Here is a 16,625-nt window from a genome sequence, read left to right as displayed (position 1 = left end):
GTGGCGGCTGCCGCGGACCCTCAGACCAGGCTCTCCCGCCACGCCCGGTGCAGGCCCGCGAACCGGCCCGTACCCGCGATGAGTTCGGCCGGGGAGCCGTCCTCCACGATCCGGCCGTGCTCCATCACGAGGACCCGGTCGGCGATCTCGACCGTGGAGAGGCGGTGGGCGATGACGACGGCCGTGCGGCCGTGCAGCACCGTGTCCATCGCCCGCTGCACCGCACGCTCACCCGGAATGTCCAGCGAGCTCGTGGCCTCGTCGAGGATCAGCACCGCCGGGTCCGCGAGCAACGCCCGTGCGAAGGCGACCAGCTGGCGCTGTCCGGCGGAGATCCGGCCACCCCGCTTACGGACATCCGTGTCGTACCCGTCGGGCAGGGAGCTGATGAAGTCGTGCGCCCCGATGACCTTGGCCGCGTGCTCGATCTCCTCGGGCGTCGCCTCCGGGCGGCCGATCGCGATGTTCTCGGCGATCGTCCCGGAGAACAGGAACGCCTCCTGGGTCACCATCACCACACCTCTGCGCAGCTCCGCCGTCGCCAGGTCCCGCAGATCCGTTCCGTCCAGCAGGACCCGGCCCTCCGTCGGGTCGTAGAAGCGTGCCAGCAGCTTGGCCAGCGTCGACTTGCCCGCCCCCGTCGAGCCGACCACGGCCACGGTCCGGCCCGCCGGGATCGTCAGAGTGAAGCGCGGCAGGACCTCGCCCCCCGTGCGGTAGGCGAACCGCACCCCGTCGAAGGTGACCTCGCGGCCGGGATGCTCACCGGCGAGGGCCGGCAGCACCTTCGGCTCCGCCGGCTCGGGCACCGTGGGCGTCTGGGCGAGCAGGCCCGCGATCTTCTCCAGCGAGGCGGCGGCCGACTGGTAGGAGTTGAGGAACATCGCGAGCCGGTCGATCGGGTCGTACAGCCGTCGCAGGTACAGCACCGCCGCGGCCAGCACGCCGAGTGCCAGCGTGCCCGACGCCACCCGGTGGGCGCCCCACAGCACCATCGCCGCCACCGCCGTGTTGGCGACGAGCCGGGAGCCGACGACGTAGCGCGCCATCTCCAGAAGCGCGTCGCCGTTCCTCCGCTCGTGACGGTGGTTGAACACCGCGAAGTCCTCGTCGTTGGCGCGCTCCCTGCGGAAGGCCTGCACAGGGCGGATCCCGTTCATCGTCTCGGCGAACTTCACGATGACCGCGGCGATCGCCGAGGAGCGCGCCGAGTACGCCGTGGACGCCCGGCGCCGGTAGTTCCGCACCAGCAGATACAGAGGAACGAAGGAGGCCACGGCGATGGCGCCGATGCCGAAGTCGAGCCAGAGCAGCATCAGGGAGATCGACGCGAACGACAGGACCACCCCGATGAGTTCCTGCAGGCCCTCGCTCAGCAGCTCGCGCAGGGACTCCACATCCGTGGTCGAGCGGGAGATCAGCCGGCCCGAGGTGTAGCGCTCGTGGAAGTCCACACTCAGCGCCTGTGCGTGACGGAAGATCCGCCCGCGCAGGTCGAGCAGCACATCCTGGTTGATCCGGGCGGCCGCCCGGATGAAGGCGTACTGGAGCAGTCCCGCACCGACCGAGCACACCGCGTACCCGATGCCCACGGCGGCCAGCGGACCGTAGTCGTCGTCACGGAACGCGGGCACCCCGCTGTCGATGGCGTACGCGACCAGAAGTGGCCCCGCCTGCACGGCGGCCTGCTGGACGAGCATCAGGAGGGAGGCCACGACCACCCTGGCCCGCAGCGGCACGAGCAGGGAGGTCAGCAGCGCCCGGGTGGCACCCGGAGGAGTGGGCAGGGCGTCCGCGTCGAACGCGTCCCCGTCGCCCGGCGCCCGGCCGGACTCCTTCCCGGGCAGGTCCTCGCCGGCGAGGGCGGGTCCGTCGGCAGTCGTACTGGTCATCGGGTGCTGCCCTCCTCGGGGACAAGGACTCCGGTGTCGCGGGCACCGGACATCAGCCAGGCGTACTCGGCGTTGGTGCGCAGGAGTTCCTGATGGGTTCCCACGGCGCTGATCCGGCCCTCGGACAGCAGCGCCACCCGGTCCGCCAGCATCACCGTGGAGGGCCGGTGGGCGACGACCACGGCGGTCGTCTCCTCCAGCACGCGCCGCAGCGCGGCCTCCACCAGGGTCTCCGTATGCACGTCCAGGGCGGAGAGCGGGTCGTCGAGCACCAGGAAGCGCGGCCCGCCGACCACGGCGCGGGCCAGTGCCAGGCGCTGCCGCTGGCCGCCGGAGAGGCTCAGCCCCTGCTCGCCGACCTGCGTGTCGATGCCCTGCGGCAGATCGTGCACGAAGTCGGCCTGCGCGACCGACAGCGCCCGGCGCAGCTCCTGTTCGCTCGCACCCTCCGCCCCCATCAGCACGTTCTCCCCGACGGTCGCCGAGAAGAGGGTGGGCTCCTCGAAGGCCACCGACACCAGCTCGCGCAACCGGGGCCGCTCCATGGTGGCGATGTCCTCGCCGTCCAGCAGGATCCGGCCGCCGGTGGCCTCGTGCAGCCGGGGGACGAGCGACGTCAGCGTCGTCTTCCCGGAACCCGTGGCGCCCACCAGAGCCATCGTCTCGCCGGGACGGACCCGCAGGTCGATCCGGGTCAGGACGGGCGGTGCGCCGGGATCGGCGTCCGGGTAGCGGAACTCCACCCCCTCGAAGACGATGCCCTGCCCGGCCGTCCCGGTCTCCCCTCCCGGCGTCCCCGGCTCCGGTTCCGGCTCCTCCGCGACGTCCATGACCTCGAAGTAGCGGTCGGCGGCCGTCGCCGACTCCTGGCTCATCGCCAGCAGGAAGCCGATCGACTCGACCGGCCAGCGCAGCGCCAGGGCCGTCGAGAGGAACGCGACGAGCGTGCCCGCCGACAGACCGCCGTCCGCCACTTCGATCGTGCCGAGCACCAGCGCGGCACCGATCGCCAGCTCCGGAATGACGGTGATGAGCGCCCAGATCCCCGCGAGCAGCCGGGCCTTGCCCAGCTCCGTGGTGCGCAGCCGCTGGGCGAGCGCGCGGAAGGCCAGCGCCTGGCTGCGGTTACGTCCGAAGCCTTTGACGATACGGATGCCCAGCACGCTCTCCTCGACGACCGTCGTCAGATCGCCGACCTGGTCCTGGGCCTTGCGCGCCACCAGGGCGTACTTCGTCTCGAAGACCGAGCACAGGATCATCAGCGGGACGGCGGGCGCGAGCAGCACCAGTCCCAGCGACCAATCCTGGACGAAGAGGATGACGAAACCGACCAGCACCGTCGTGCCGTTGACCAGCAGGAACGTCAGCGGGAAAGCCAGGAACATCCGCAGCAGCATGAGATCCGTGGTCCCGCGCGAGAGCAGCTGCCCCGAGGGCCAGCGGTCGTGGAACGCCACAGGCAGCCGCTGCAGATGACGGTAGAGGTCGGCGCGCATCGACGCCTCGACACCGGCCAGCGGCCGGGCCACGAGCCACCGCCGGAGTCCGAACAGCCCTGCCTCGACGATACCCAGCAGCAGGAGCCAGAGCGCCCCCAGCCACACGCCGCCGGGATCACGGTCCGCGACGGGGCCGTCCACCATCCACTTCAGGACCAGAGGGATCACCAGGACGAGACAGGACGCGAGTATCGCCACGAGCGCCGCGCTGATCCAGCGCATGCGCACCGGTCTGACATAGGGCCACAGTCGCAGGAGGGAGCGCACGGCGGACCGGTCCGTGGGCTCTGCAGGTTTTTCGGGCATCAGGAGCGAGCCTATGGTTCACGACTGACATCACTCACGTGATTTTCCGGTCACGCGCCGTGGGTCGGAGCTCCCAGTCAACCGATCGGCTGATGCCGGCCCGAGCGGGACGGCGGATACCGGCGCCGCCCTCCCGCTGGAATCCTTACGGGCATGGCAATCATCGAAGTACGCGGGATCCACAAGGCCTATGGCGGCCGGCCCGCGGTCGACGGGGTGAGCTTCACCGTCGACGAGGGGGAGATCTTCGGGATCCTCGGCCCCAACGGGGCCGGCAAGACCACCACGGTCGAATGCGTCGAGGGACTGCGGGTTCCCGACGCGGGCACGGTCCGGGTCGCCGGCCTGGACCCTGCCGTCGACCGCCACGCGGTCACCCAACTGATGGGTGCCCAGCTCCAGGAGAGCGAGCTCCAGCCCAAGCTGACCGTGGGGGAGGCGCTGGAGCTGTACAGCGCCTTCTATCCGCGGCCCGCCGACCCGCGGGCGCTCGCCGAACGGCTCGGGCTGGACGGTCACCTCGACCGACGCTTCGCCAAGCTCTCCGGTGGCCAGAAACAGCGCCTGTTCATCGCGCTCGCCCTCATCGGGAACCCGCGTGTGGTCGTGCTGGACGAACTGACCACCGGCCTCGACCCCCGTGCCCGCAGGGACACCTGGCAACTGATCGAGGAGATCCGGGACGGCGGGGTGACCGTCCTGCTGGTCACCCACTTCATGGAGGAGGCCCAGCGGCTCTGCGACCGGGTCGCGGTGATCGACAAGGGCCGCGTGGTCGCGCTCGACACCCCCGGCGGGCTGATCGGCGGGGCTGCGGGATCGACCGCCATCTCGTTCACCCCCTCGGAGCCGATCGCGTACGCCGAACTCAGGACACTGCCGGGCGCCGTCTCCGTCGACGTGACCGATCCCGGCGGCCGGGTGGTCATCCACGGTACGGACGACACCGCCAACGCCGTGATCACTCTCCTGGCCCGCCACCACATCACCGCCCGTCAGCTGCGCGTCGCCGAGGCCGGCCTGGACGACGTCTTCCTCGACCTCACGGAACAGGCATCATGACCGCGACCGTCACCCCGACCGCCGGGTCCCGCCCGGCCCCCCTCGCCGCCGTCCTGAGGGCGGAGACCCTGCTCTTCCTGCGCGAACCCGGCAGCCTGTTCTGGATCCTCGTCTTCCCGACCGTCCTCATGACGATCCTCGGCCTGATCCCGTCCTTCCGGGAGTCCGACGACGCCCTCGGCGGCCGCAGCGTCATCGACCTGTACGTGCCGGTGGCCGTCCTGCTGGCCATGATCATGGCCGGGCTCCAGGCGATGCCACCGGTCCTCACCGGCTACCGCGAACGCGGCATCCTGCGCCGGATGTCGGCCACACCGGTGCGCCCCTCGGCCCTGCTGGCCGCGCAGATCGTGTTGCACGGCGCGGCCTCGCTGGGCTCGGCGGCGCTCGTCATCGCCGTCGGCCGGATCGCCTTCGGTGTGCGGCTGCCGGGACAGGCCCCCGGCTACCTGCTGGCCCTTCTCCTCGCCGTCGCCTGCGTTCTCGCCCTCGGCGCGACCATCTGCGCACTGTCCCGGACGTCCAAGGTCGCGACCGCCGTCGGTTCGGTGGCCTACCTCCTGATGATGTTCACCGCCGGAGTCTGGGTGCCCGTCCAGACCATGCCGGACCTGCTGCGCACGATCGTCGAGTTCACCCCGTTCGGTGCCGCCTCGCAGGCCCTGGACCAGGCGGCCTCGGGGAGCTGGCCGGACTGGACGCATCTGGCGGTGATGGTTCTGTGGACCGCCGCGCCGGGCAAGGCGGCGACCCGGCTCTTCCGCTGGGAGTGACCCGGGGCGCGGCGCAGGGAGACTGAGTCCCGGACGAGGCGGCGGAGGAATCGATGAACAGCGACGGAACGATGGCCGAGCGGTTCTACCGGTACGGCCCGTACACCCTCTTGGGCATCGCCGTTCTGATGGCCGCCTTGTCCTTCCAGCCCGTCGGAATGTCTGGAACGGACGTGTATGCGGCGGCCGCCCTGGTCTCCGCGGCCGTCGTCCTCCAAGGGTGGTGGGGCCGGGCCCGGCAGCTGCCCTCGCACCACCGGGCCGCCCAGATCTACTACGTGCTGCGGACCGCGCTGGGTTTCGCGCTCTGCTGGTGCAACCCCTTCTTCTCCATCTATGCCATCGTCGGCTACTTCGACGCCATCGGGCTGCTGCCTCGGCGCTTCGTACGCCTCGGGCTGATGTGCACAGCCGTCACGATGGCCGGAGCGCAGTCCGGCAGCGGACTGCCGCCGGCCTCCCTCACCAACTGGGTGGCCTTCGGCGCGCTCTTCGTGCTGCACTCGGGCCTCGCTGTCCTTTTCGGCCACCTCGGTGACCGAGAGGAGGAGAAGGCCCGGCGCCAGAAAAAGACCATCTCCGAACTGGAACTCGCCAACACCCGCCTGGAACAGGCCCTCGCCGAGAACGCGACCCTGCACGCCCAACTCCTGCTCCAGGCACGGGAGGCCGGCGTGGCCGACGAGCGGCGCCGACTCGCCGCGGAGATCCACGACACCCTCGCTCAGGGGCTGACCGGCATCATCGCCCAGTTGCAGGCCGTCACCTCGACCGCTGACCCCGGCCTGGCCCGCGAGCACCTGGACCGCGCGGCGGGGCTCGCCCGGCACAGTCTCGGCGAGGCACGCCGCTCGGTACACAACCTGGTGCCCGCCGCGCTGGAGGACGACGACCTGCCCGGTGCGCTGAAGAAGACGGTGAGCAGCTGGGCGGAAAACACCGGCGTACGCGCGGAGTTCACGGTCACCGGAACGGTCGAACCGCTCCACGACGAGGTCGCCGCCACACTGCTCCGCATCGCGGAGGAGGCCCTCACCAACGCCGCCCGGCACGCCGGGGCGGCCCGGGCCGGCGTCACCCTCTCCTATATGGGTGACGAGGTCACCCTGGACATACGCGACGACGGCTGCGGCTTCGACCCGGCAGCCGTGGCCCCGCACAGCAGCACGGGTGGCTTCGGCCTCGGCGGGATGCGGGCCCGCGCCGAACGGATCGCCGGCACCGTCGAGATCGAGACGGAACCCGGACGGGGTACGGCCGTCTCCGCCCGGGTGCCGCTGGTCCGGCGCGTCTGACGGGACGTAGCCTGGAGCTGATATGACTGAGGCCCCGGGAACCGCGCGCGTCATCACCCTTCTCGTCGTCGACGACCATCCCGTCGTACGGGACGGTCTGCGCGGCATGTTCGCCTCGGCCCCCGGCTTCGAGGTACTCGGCGAGGCGGCCGACGGAGTGGCCGCCGTCGAGCTCACCACCCGCCTCGACCCCGACGTCGTCCTGATGGACCTGCGGATGCCGGGCGGCGGGGGAGTGGCCGCCATCGCCGAACTGACCCGACTCGGCGCCCGGTCCAGGGTGCTCGTCCTCACCACGTACGACACCGACTCGGACACCCTGCCCGCGATCGAGGCGGGCGCCACCGGCTACCTGCTCAAGGACGCGCCCCGCGACGAGCTGTTCACCGCCGTACGCGCCGCCGCCGACGGACGTACGGTCCTGTCACCGGCCGTCGCCTCACGGCTCGTCTCCCGGGTACGCACCCCGGCCGCACCCGGTCACGATTCGCTCTCCGCGCGCGAGTGCGAAGTGCTCCGGCTCGTCGCCCGTGGGACCTCGAACCGCGAGATCGCCGCCGAGCTGTTCATCAGCGAGGCGACCGTGAAGACCCACCTCACCCATGTCTTCGCCAAGCTGGGTGCCAAGGACCGTGCGGCGGCCGTCGCCGTCGGCTACGAGCGCGGCATCCTCGGCTGACCCGGCCCCTCACTCCGCCACCCGCAGCAGCATCACCGACCTGCCCGGCACCGTGAGCCCCGTGCCGCCCCGGTGGAGGGTGCCGGGGGCGGTGGACTGCTCCTCGCGCGAGGTGTCCAGCACCAGTTCGTAGGCCTGGGCCCAGGGCGGGCCGGGGAGCCGGAAGTCGCAGGGCCGGTGGTCCGCGTGGAGGACCGCCAGGAAGCTGTCGTCGGTGATCTGCTCGCCCCGGGCGTCCCTGCCCGGGATGTCACGCCCGGAGAGGTAGAGCGCGAGCGTCGCGGCCGGTGCGTACCAGTCGTCCTCCGTCATCTCGGCGCCCTGCGCGGTGAACCACGCCAGGTCCCGCAGCCCGTCCGGGGCCTGCGGTGTCCCGGCGAAGAAGGCCCGGCGGCGCAGCACCGGATGGCGGTGGCGCAGGGACAGTACCCGGGCGGTCAGCTCGGTCAGCTCCCGCCACCGGGGCTCCTCCAGGAGCGACCAGTCCAGCCAGCTGACCTCGTTGTCCTGGCAGTAGGCGTTGTTGTTGCCGCCCTGGGTACGGCCCATCTCGTCACCCGCCACCAGCATCGGCACCCCGGTCGACAGGAGCAGCGTCGTCAGGAGGTTGCGCATCTGCCGGCGGCGCAGGGCGTTGACGCCGGGATCGTCGGTCTCGCCCTCGGCGCCGCAGTTCCATGCGCGGTTGTCGTTCGTGCCGTCACGGTTGCCCTCGCCGTTGGACTCGTTGTGCTTGTGCGCGTAGGTGACCAGGTCGCGCAGGGTGAAACCGTCGTGCGCGGTGATGAAGTTGACCGAGGCGTACGGGCGCCTGCCGCCCCAGGAGTACAGGTCGCTGGACCCGGTGAGCCGGTAGCCGACGTCGCGCACGTCGGGCAGCGCCCCGCGCCAGAAGTCGCGTACGGCGTCCCGGTAGCGGTCGTTCCACTCGGTCCACAGCGGTGGGAACGCGCCCACCTGGTAGCCGCCGTCGCCGACGTCCCACGGTTCGGCGATCAGCTTGACCCGGCGCAGCACGGGGTCCTGGGCGATGACCGCCAGGAACGGTGAGAGCATGTCCACGTCGTGCATCGAGCGCGCGAGGGCCGCCGCCAGGTCGAAGCGGAAGCCGTCGACGCCCATCTCCGACACCCAGTAGCGGAGCGAGTCCGTGATCAGCCGGAGGACCTGCGGCTGCACCACGTGCAGGGTGTTGCCGCAGCCGGTGTAGTCCGCGTAGCGGCGGGCGTCCGGCTGGAGGCGGTAGTAGCCGCGGTTGTCGATGCCCCGCAGGGAGAGCATCGGGCCGAGCTCGCCGGCCTCCGCGGTGTGGTTGTAGACCACGTCGAGGATCACCTCGATCCCGGCGTCGTGCAGGGCGTGCACCATCTTTTTGAACTCGCCGACCTGTTGGCCCGCCGTGCCGCTCGCCGCGTAACCCGCGTGCGGGGCGAAGTAGCCGATCGAGTTGTAGCCCCAGTAGTTGTGCAGACCGCGTCGCAGCAGATGGTCCTCGTGGGCGAACTGGTGGACCGGGAGCAGTTCGACGGCGGTCACACCGAGGCGGCGGAGGTGGCTGACGGCGGCGGGGTGGGCGAGTCCGGCGTAGGTGCCGCGCAGCTCGGGCGGGATGCCCGGGTGGAGCTTGGTGAAGCCGCGTACGTGCAGCTCGTATATGACCGAGTCCGCCCAGGGGGTCTTGGGCCTGCGGTCCTCGGCCCAGTCGTCGTCGTCATGCACGACGACCGCCTTGGGGACGTACGGCGCCGAGTCCCGGTCGTCGCGCACGGTGTCGGCGACATGTTGCTGGGGCCAGTCCCTCACATGGCCGTACACCTCGACCGGAAGGGTGAACGACCCGTCCACCGCGCGGGCGTACGGGTCGAGGAGCAGCTTCGCCGCGTTCCAGCGGGCGCCGGTCCAGGGGTCCCAGCGGCCGTGCACCCGGTAGCCGTACCGCTGTCCCGCGCGTACGCCGGGCACGAAACCGTGCCAGATCTCATGGGTCAGCTCGGTGAGCGGGAGCCGGGTCTCGGCGCCCCGCTCGTCGAAGAGGCAGAGGTCGACGGCCTCGGCCCCACCCGCCCAGAGGGCGAAGTTGGTGCCCGCCACACCGTCCGGTCCGACCCGGAAGCGGGCTCCCAGCGGCATCGGGGCACCCGGCCATACGGGTGGTTCGTCCCTTTCGTCTCCGGGGGTCGGTCCGGTGGTCACCACCCTTCCCGTCGTACGCGGCGTTTCCTCCTGCTCGGCTGTGCTCGACACCTTTCAGCCTCCTGCGGCTCGTAGGAGCGGTCACCCGGCAGAAGGAGTACGCGGCGTCCCGGCCGCGGCCTCCCTGGCGGTGTCCTCCCCCCTGTTCTGCCCACCGGGGGGCCCGCACTCACGTTTCCCCGGGGCGGCCACGTCGTTGGGGGGAGCGTGAACCACGTAGCGAAGAGAGCACGGGCCGGTTGGGCCGCCGTGCTGACATGGGCAGGACTGTTCACCGTGCCGGCCGTACTGACGGGCTGCACCGAGGCGACGTCGTTCTTCGGGGACAACCGCTCACCCGGGGACGCCATCCGGATCGTCCCCGAGGACGGCGCCGAGGCCGTCGGCGCGGACAGCCGGCTCGAGGTGACCGTCCCCGACGGACGGCTCGAGCGGGTGAAGGTGACCCGGATGGAGGACGCGGAACACGAGGAGGTGGCCGGCCGCATCGGGAAGGACGGCCGGTCATGGGCCCCACGGGACGGCGGATACCGGCTCGGGCTGGCCGGGAAGTACAGCGTGGAGGCGGTCGCCGTCGATGGCGACGGCCACCGCACGAGCCGCAGCACCACATTCACCACCCTGGTCCCCAAGGACCGCTTCATCGGCTACTTCAAGCCGGAGAACCGGTCCACCGTGGGCACCGGCATGATCGTCTCCTTCGACTTCAACCGGCCCGTCACCCGTCGTGCCGCGGTGGAGAAGGCCATCAGGATCACCACGAGACCCGAGGTCGAGGTGGTCGGCCACTGGTTCGGCAAGGACCGGCTCGACTTCCGGCCCGCCACCTACTGGGAACCGGGCACCGAGGTCACCGTCGATGTGGGCCTGCGTGATGTGGAGGGCGCGCCGGGGGTGTACGGCAGCCAGCGGAAGAAGGTGACCTTCCGGGTGGGCCGCTCCCAGACGTCCCTGGTGGACGCCAGGGCGCACACCATGGAGGTACGCCGCGACGGCGAGCTCGTCAGCACGGTTCCGATCACGGCGGGTGCGGCGAAGAGGACCACGTACAACGGGAAGATGGTGGTCTCCGAGCTCCACGACGTGACCCGCATGGACGGCAGCACCGTGGGCTTCGGTGGTGAGTACGACATCAAGGACGTGCCCCACGCCGTCCGGCTGACGGAGTCAGGCACGTTCCTGCACGGCAACTACTGGGAGTCCCCGGAGATCTTCGGCTCCGAGAACACCAGTCACGGCTGCATCGGGCTGCGTGATGTGAAGGGCGGCAGCTCGGACACCCCGGCAGGCTGGTTCTTCGAGCGGACGCGCATCGGCGACGTGGTCGAGGTGGTCAACTCCGCGGACAAGACGGTCGCCCCGGACAACGGACTCGGTGGCTGGAACCTTGACTGGCCCCGGTGGAAGGCGGGTTCGGCCCTGCGTTGACCCCCGTTCCGACCTGGGGTGGCCCCGGAGACCCGCTCTCCGGGGCCACCCGGCCGCGGTCCAGGGCGTCTTGGGACCGAACAGTGACAATCTGGGGGACTTCTCCCCACGTGCGGTGTGATTATCTTGCGCCGGGCGTGCATGTACAGCGCGCGGGGGTGCGGGCCATGGCGGGGCCAGGCCCTGCGAGGGGAGACAACCACATTGAACGGGCAGCCGATATCGGGTGCATGGGCCGGCGCGGGCGGGGAACGGGGCGGGCGGGGGTCCCGCGGACCTCTCGCACTGGCACTGGGCGCGTTGCTGTTGCTGGTGACCGCGTGCGGCGGCAGCGGAAACGCCGCCGACAGGGACGGTAAGGAAGCGGGCGCGCAGGTCGATGACACCAGCGCCTCACAGGCGGTGGTGACCATCGCGCCCAAGGACGGCGCCGAAGAGGTGGCGACCAGCGGGGCGCTGAAGGTCTCGGCGGCCGAGGGCAAGCTGAGCACCGTGAAGGTCGCGGACCCCAAGGGCAAAGAGGTCGTGGGCAAGATGGCGAAGGACGGCCTGAGCTGGGTGCCTGACCGCCACCTGGCCGCCGCGACCAAGTACACGGTGCACGCGGTCGCCAAGGACGACAAGGGCCGCCAGTCGGCGAAGGACACCAGCTTCACGACGCTGGTCCCGAAGAACACCTTCATCGGGCAGTACACCCCCGAGGACGGTTCGACCGTCGGCGTGGGCATGCCGGTGTCGATCCACTTCACCCGGGGCATCACCGACCCGGAGGCCGTGGAGAGGGCGATCAGCGTGACGGCGGAGCCCGCCGTGCAGATCGAGCCCCACTGGTTCGGCAACGACCGCCTCGACTTCCGGCCCGAGAAATACTGGGCGGCGGGCACGAAGGTGAAGCTGCGCCTCGACCTCGACGGTGTCGAGGGGCGGCCGGGGGTCTACGGGAAGCAGGCCAAGACGGTGGAGTTCACCGTCGGCCGCAGCCAGGTCTCCACGGTCGACGCGCGTTCCCACCGGATGAAGGTGGTCCGCGACGGCAAGCAGATCAAGGACATTCCGATCTCCGCGGGCGCACCGGCCACGACCACGTACAACGGGCAGATGGTCATCAGCGAGAAGCTCAAGGTGACCCGGATGAACGGTGACACCGTCGGCTTCGGCGGCGAGTACGACATCAAGGACGTGCCGCACGCGATGCGTCTGTCGACCTCGGGCACCTTCATCCACGGCAACTACTGGGGTGCGTCGAGCATCTTCGGTTCGACCAACACCAGTCACGGCTGCGTCGGTCTGCGCGACGTGCGAGGCGCCTGGGACAGCAAGACCCCTGCGGCCTGGCTCTTCGACAACTCCCTGATCGGCGACGTCGTCGTCGTCAAGAACTCCAAGGACAAGGTGATCCAGCCCGACAACGGCCTCAACGGCTGGAACATGGACTGGTCGGAGTGGATCAAGTAGGTCCCCACCGCTGACGTAGGAAGCGGGCCCGGTGCTGTGACCAACGGCACCGGGCCCGCCCGCGTTAGCCGCAGTTAACCTGCTCCCCATGACCGTAACCCTCGAAGTAAGCGAGAACGTCGGCACGATCCGGCTGGACCGTCCGCCGATGAACGCCCTGGACGTCGCCGTCCAGGACCGGCTGCGCGAGCTCGCCGAGGAGGCCGGCCGGCGCGACGACGTGCGGGCCGTGATCCTCTACGGCGGCGAGAAGGTGTTCGCGGCGGGCGCGGACATCAAGGAGATGCAGACGATGGACCACGCGGCGATGGTCGTACGCTCCAGGGCCCTGCAGGAGTCCTTCACCGCGGTGGCCCGCATCCCCAAGCCCGTGGTCGCGGCCGTCACCGGCTACGCCCTGGGCGGAGGCTGCGAGCTGGCGCTCTGCGCCGACTTCAGGATCGTTGGGGACGATGCGAGGCTCGGCCAGCCGGAGATTCTCCTGGGGCTGATTCCCGGCGCCGGCGGCACCCAGCGCCTGGCCCGGCTGGTGGGCCCGTCCAAGGCCAAGGACCTGATCTTCACGGGCCGTCAGGTGAAGGCTGAGGAGGCCCTGGCGATCGGCTTGGTGGACCGTGTGGTGCCCGCCGCCGAGGTGTACGAGCAGGCGCACGCCTGGGCCGCCCGGTTGGCGCAGGGGCCCGCGCTGGCGCTGCGGGCCGCCAAGGAGTCCGTGGACGCGGGGCTGGAGACGGACATCGACACCGGGCTCACGATCGAGCGGAACTGGTTCGCAGGCCTGTTCGCCACCGAGGACCGGGAGCGCGGCATGCGCAGCTTCGTGGAGGAAGGCCCGGGCAAGGCCCGGTTCCTCTGACCGAGGGTGAGCGGCGTACCGGACCCCGCGTTCATCCGTGCGGGCGGATCAGCTGGACCTCAGGAGAGCCTTGAGGTCCAGCGCTCCCCGCCGCTTGTGCAATGACGCGGCCTGCCCTTGTCGTCGCAGGTGGGCTCGGCTGCCCGGCCCTCTGTTCTGCCTCTGGCATATGCCGGACAACGGGCGCGGAGTGAGGGGTTCGGGTAGGGGGATTCTGGCAGAACGGTCACCGAGGGCGTTCTCTGCGGCCATGATGGTGAGCATGGCGGGCCTGGAGGGTGTGGAACAGCCGCGACCGCGCGGCAGTGCGACAGCGGCACGCTGGACGACCGCCGTCGAAGACGAACAGGCGTTCAAAGCGCTGGAGTTGTTCGGAAATCCGACGGAGGGCGAAGTCCGGCTGCCCTCCCGTCCGGAGTCCGCCGCCACCGCCCGTCGGATCGCTTCGTGCGTGATGCTGCGCCAGTGGCAGCTTCCCCCGCAGACCGCCGAACACGGTGTGTTACTGGTCTCCGAGCTCGTGGGCAACGCCGTGCGGCATACCGGAGCGCGGGTTTTCGGTCTGCGGATGCTGCGTCGTCGTGGCTGGGTCCGGATCGAGGTGCGGGATCCTTCGCGCGGGCTGCCGTGCCTGATGCCCGTTCGTGAGATGGACGTCAGCGGGCGAGGCCTCTTCCTGGTCGACAAGCTCTCCGACAGATGGGGCGTGGATCTCCTGCCGCGAGGGAAGACCACCTGGTTCGAGATGCGCGCCGCCGACCGCTGACACGCAGAAGCCCCCGGTCGCAGCCTGGGTGTGACGCGTCGGGGGCTTCTGAGAGGGCCGTGGATTGGGGGGTGTGTCCACGGCCGCACAGGGGACCTGGCTCGGGTCGGAGGAGGTCGCGTCTCCGACTATGACAGACGGGCGGCCCGGAAGCAAAGGTCACGTATGGGACAATAATCATCAAAGTGGTGTATCCGTTTGTGAATCATAGGTGTGATGGGTCACGCACCTGGTAATTGTCGCGTATCCATGGACTTTGGTCGGTGATTCATTGATCACCTTCGGGGGGCGGTCCTGCCCGGCCACTCCCGTACATCCATGGATGTCGCCTTGTGGTGAGTCGGATTCCGGGGGAGATCCCGGACCGACCCGCAAGGTGGCCGCCGGCGAGCCCCGGAGCTGCTGACCTGACACCGCCCTGGGCCCTGCCGGGTGCGGTCGCCCGCCGGATCCGCCGCCCGGGCTGCCGGATAACCTGACCTCCGGAAACGACGCTTGACGAAGGGGCGGAACAGTGGCGGACATCGAGTCGGCACGCAAGGCATTCGAGCGCTTCGACCAGAACGGCGACGGCAGCATAACGGCCGCCGAGTACAAGAGCGCCATGGCGCAGCTCGGTGACCCCTATGTCACCGAGACCGTCGCCCAGGCCGTGATCAACGCCCACGACGGCAACGGTGACGGCGAGCTCACGTTCGACGAGTTCTGGGCCTCGCAGAACAAGGCCTGACCAGACCCGCACCGGTCCGGCAGACGGCGGTCGAAGCCCTCCGTGGCCGCGGAGGGCTTCGGAGCCCCCGTCGCCGCTGTGTCCCTGAGCGGCCGAGCGCTCAGCTCTGCGGGGCGGAGGGGCAGGCGGCCATCCTGATCCCGCCGCCGGTGAGGACGAGCAGGTACCTGGGGGCCGCACGTCCCTCCCTTCGGCTGGGGCGTCGGTCAGGAAGCTCTGAGCAGCGCGAGGACGACGTTGTGGCCGCCGAAGCCGAAGGAATGGCTGACGGCTACGCGGATGTCCTGTCGGCGTGGCCGTTCGGTGACACAGTCGATGCCGAACTCGGGTGCGGACGCTCGCAGGTTGGCGATCGGTGGCGCCGTGCGGTGTCCGATGGTGAGCACAGTCAGCGCCGCTTCGACAGCTCCTGCCGCGCCCAGGCTGTGACCCAGCACGCCTTTTGGCGCGGTGACGCTGGGGCGGTGTGGCAGCACGCGGGCGATCAGGGCTGCCTCCCCGGCATCGTTGAGCGGGGTGGAGGTGCCGTGCGCGTTGACGTGGTCGACATCGTGTGCGGCCAGTCCCGCCTGCGCCAGTGCGGTGTGCAGGGCTGACTCGGCACCGCCGGCTGCCGGGTGCGGAGCGGTGGGGTGATGGGCGTCCGAGGTGCTGCCACAGCCCACGAGCTGGGCGCGGGAACGGGCGCCACGGGCAGCGGCGTGCTCCACGCGTTCCAGGACGAGCATGCCTGCGCCTTCCCCCATGACGAAGCCGTCGCGGTCGGCGGCGAAGGGCCGGGACGCCTCGGTGACCGGGCCGGTGCGTCGGGACAGGGCACCCAGGCGCCAGAAGGCGGTGGTCACCAGCCGGCTGATCGTCGCTTCCGTGCCTCCGGCCACCGCGATGTCGCACTGGCCGGAGAGCAGAAGGTCGCGGGCCATGGCGATGGCGGTGGCGCCGGAGGCGCAGGCGGTGGCAGGGGCGAGGCTGGGACCGCGGGTGCTGAGGTCGATGGAGACCTCGCCGGCCGGCATGTTCGTGAGGATCTGGGGGATCGTGAGCGTCGAGACCATGTCGGCGCCCAGTTCCTCCAGACGCCTGGTCTGTTCTTCGCGTACCGCGCCTCCTCCGAGTCCGCAGCCGACGACGACGGCGACCCGATCGCCGTTCCAGGTCCGGGGGTCGAGGCCGGCGTCGTGTACGGCATCGCGGGCGGCGAGCACCGCGAGCTTCGCGTCCCGTGACATGCGCCAGGCGGTGCGTCCGATGCGGTCGGCCAGGGTGTCGGAGGCGAGGGGGACACGGCAGGAGAAGTCGACGGGCAGGCCGGCGAGTGCCGGGTCACGGGTCGCGGTGCTCACGCCGTGGCAGACGGCGCTCCAGGTGGCGTCGGCGTCCTCTCCTCCTGGGGTGAGCAGGCCGAGACCGGTGACGGCGACGGGCGCAGTCATGAGGGCGCCACCTGCCTCGTGCCCTCGGCGCACAGGGCGTCGAGGTGGTCGACGACCTCAGCGATGGTCTTGCTGCGATCGGTGTACTCGCTGCTGATCTTGACCGCGAAGCGTTCGTGGAGGACGAGCACCAGCTCCGCCAGGGCCAGGGAGTCCAGGCCCAGCTGCTCCAGCGTGGCCTGAGGACGGATGACGTCCTCCGGGATACGGAAAGAGCTGGTCAGGACGGAACGGAGGGTGTCGTAAGTTTTCGGCACG

Annotated in this window: 14 protein-coding genes; 9 read left to right on the top strand and 5 right to left on the bottom strand. The window is 70.5% G+C overall.

What is annotated here, in order from left to right; all coding sequences use genetic code 11:
* Window positions 1–20 precede the first annotated feature (20 nt).
* Together ACWD04_RS00325 and ACWD04_RS00320 are read right to left on the bottom strand one after the other, a co-directional pair.
* Window positions 21–1,892 (bottom strand): ABC transporter ATP-binding protein, encoded by a 1,872-nt coding sequence (locus ACWD04_RS00325; RefSeq protein WP_451126513.1) that lies wholly within the window; start codon window positions 1,890–1,892, stop codon window positions 21–23.
* The gene (locus ACWD04_RS00320; RefSeq protein ID WP_451126511.1) at window positions 1,889–3,697 is read right to left on the bottom strand and encodes an ABC transporter ATP-binding protein; all 1,809 of its coding nucleotides are present in this window, start codon (window positions 3,695–3,697) and stop codon (window positions 1,889–1,891) included. The genes ACWD04_RS00325 and ACWD04_RS00320 overlap by 4 nt, the downstream gene beginning before the upstream one ends.
* 153 nt (window positions 3,698–3,850) lie before the next feature.
* Between ACWD04_RS00320 and ACWD04_RS00315 the strand changes: the two genes are divergently transcribed.
* Genes ACWD04_RS00315 through ACWD04_RS00300 form a run of 4 tightly spaced genes read left to right on the top strand, consistent with a single transcriptional unit; the run spans window position 3,851 to window position 7,506 of the window.
* The gene (locus ACWD04_RS00315; protein ID WP_451126509.1) at window positions 3,851–4,759 is read left to right on the top strand and encodes an ABC transporter ATP-binding protein; all 909 of its coding nucleotides are present in this window, start codon (window positions 3,851–3,853) and stop codon (window positions 4,757–4,759) included.
* On the top strand, window positions 4,756–5,532 hold the full coding sequence (locus ACWD04_RS00310; RefSeq protein WP_451126507.1) for an ABC transporter permease: 777 nt from the start codon (window positions 4,756–4,758) through the stop codon (window positions 5,530–5,532). Before ACWD04_RS00315 ends, ACWD04_RS00310 begins: the two co-directional genes overlap by 4 nt.
* Before the next feature lie 53 nt (window positions 5,533–5,585).
* Window positions 5,586–6,827, top strand: a complete 1,242-nt coding sequence (locus ACWD04_RS00305) for a sensor histidine kinase (protein WP_451126505.1) — start codon at window positions 5,586–5,588, stop codon at window positions 6,825–6,827.
* A gap of 22 nt (window positions 6,828–6,849) precedes the next feature.
* The gene (locus ACWD04_RS00300) at window positions 6,850–7,506 is read left to right on the top strand and encodes a response regulator (protein ID WP_451126503.1); all 657 of its coding nucleotides are present in this window, start codon (window positions 6,850–6,852) and stop codon (window positions 7,504–7,506) included.
* 9 nt (window positions 7,507–7,515) lie between these two features.
* Here the strand turns inward: ACWD04_RS00300 and glgX are convergent, their stop codons facing one another.
* On the bottom strand, window positions 7,516–9,636 hold the full coding sequence (glgX, locus tag ACWD04_RS00295) for a glycogen debranching protein GlgX (protein ID WP_451127410.1): 2,121 nt from the start codon (window positions 9,634–9,636) through the stop codon (window positions 7,516–7,518).
* 270 nt (window positions 9,637–9,906) lie between these two features.
* Here glgX and ACWD04_RS00290 point away from each other — a divergent pair, with 270 nt between their 5' ends.
* The 5 genes from ACWD04_RS00290 to ACWD04_RS00270 all read left to right on the top strand — a co-directional run bounded on the left by ACWD04_RS00290 (window position 9,907) and on the right by ACWD04_RS00270 (window position 14,934).
* Window positions 9,907–11,127 carry an Ig-like domain-containing protein gene (locus ACWD04_RS00290; RefSeq protein ID WP_451126501.1) on the top strand — a complete coding sequence of 407 codons (1,221 nt, stop codon included), beginning with the start codon at window positions 9,907–9,909 and terminating at the stop codon, window positions 11,125–11,127.
* 204 nt (window positions 11,128–11,331) lie between these two features.
* Window positions 11,332–12,582, top strand: a complete 1,251-nt coding sequence (locus ACWD04_RS00285) for a L,D-transpeptidase (protein WP_451126499.1) — start codon at window positions 11,332–11,334, stop codon at window positions 12,580–12,582.
* A gap of 88 nt (window positions 12,583–12,670) precedes the next feature.
* The gene (locus tag ACWD04_RS00280; protein WP_451126497.1) at window positions 12,671–13,438 is read left to right on the top strand and encodes an enoyl-CoA hydratase/isomerase family protein; all 768 of its coding nucleotides are present in this window, start codon (window positions 12,671–12,673) and stop codon (window positions 13,436–13,438) included.
* 250 nt (window positions 13,439–13,688) lie between these two features.
* Window positions 13,689–14,204, top strand: a complete 516-nt coding sequence (locus ACWD04_RS00275) for an ATP-binding protein (RefSeq protein ID WP_451126495.1) — start codon at window positions 13,689–13,691, stop codon at window positions 14,202–14,204.
* A gap of 514 nt (window positions 14,205–14,718) precedes the next feature.
* Window positions 14,719–14,934: an EF-hand domain-containing protein gene (locus ACWD04_RS00270; RefSeq protein WP_203182564.1), complete on the top strand. Its 216-nt coding sequence runs from the start codon at window positions 14,719–14,721 to the stop codon at window positions 14,932–14,934.
* A gap of 206 nt (window positions 14,935–15,140) precedes the next feature.
* On the opposite strand, the gene ACWD04_RS00265 is transcribed toward ACWD04_RS00270, so the two are convergent.
* Together ACWD04_RS00265 and ACWD04_RS00260 are read right to left on the bottom strand one after the other, a co-directional pair.
* Window positions 15,141–16,367 (bottom strand): beta-ketoacyl-[acyl-carrier-protein] synthase family protein, encoded by a 1,227-nt coding sequence (locus tag ACWD04_RS00265; RefSeq protein ID WP_451126493.1) that lies wholly within the window; start codon window positions 16,365–16,367, stop codon window positions 15,141–15,143.
* Entirely contained in the window at window positions 16,364–16,624 is a 261-nt protein-coding gene (locus tag ACWD04_RS00260; protein WP_451126491.1) for an acyl carrier protein, read from the bottom strand. The genes ACWD04_RS00265 and ACWD04_RS00260 overlap by 4 nt, the downstream gene beginning before the upstream one ends.
* Window position 16,625: the final 1 nt, after the last annotated feature.

It is taken from the genome of Streptomyces sp. NPDC002911, from assembly GCF_053591835.1.
This window is presented reverse-complemented; position numbering and strand designations above follow the sequence as displayed.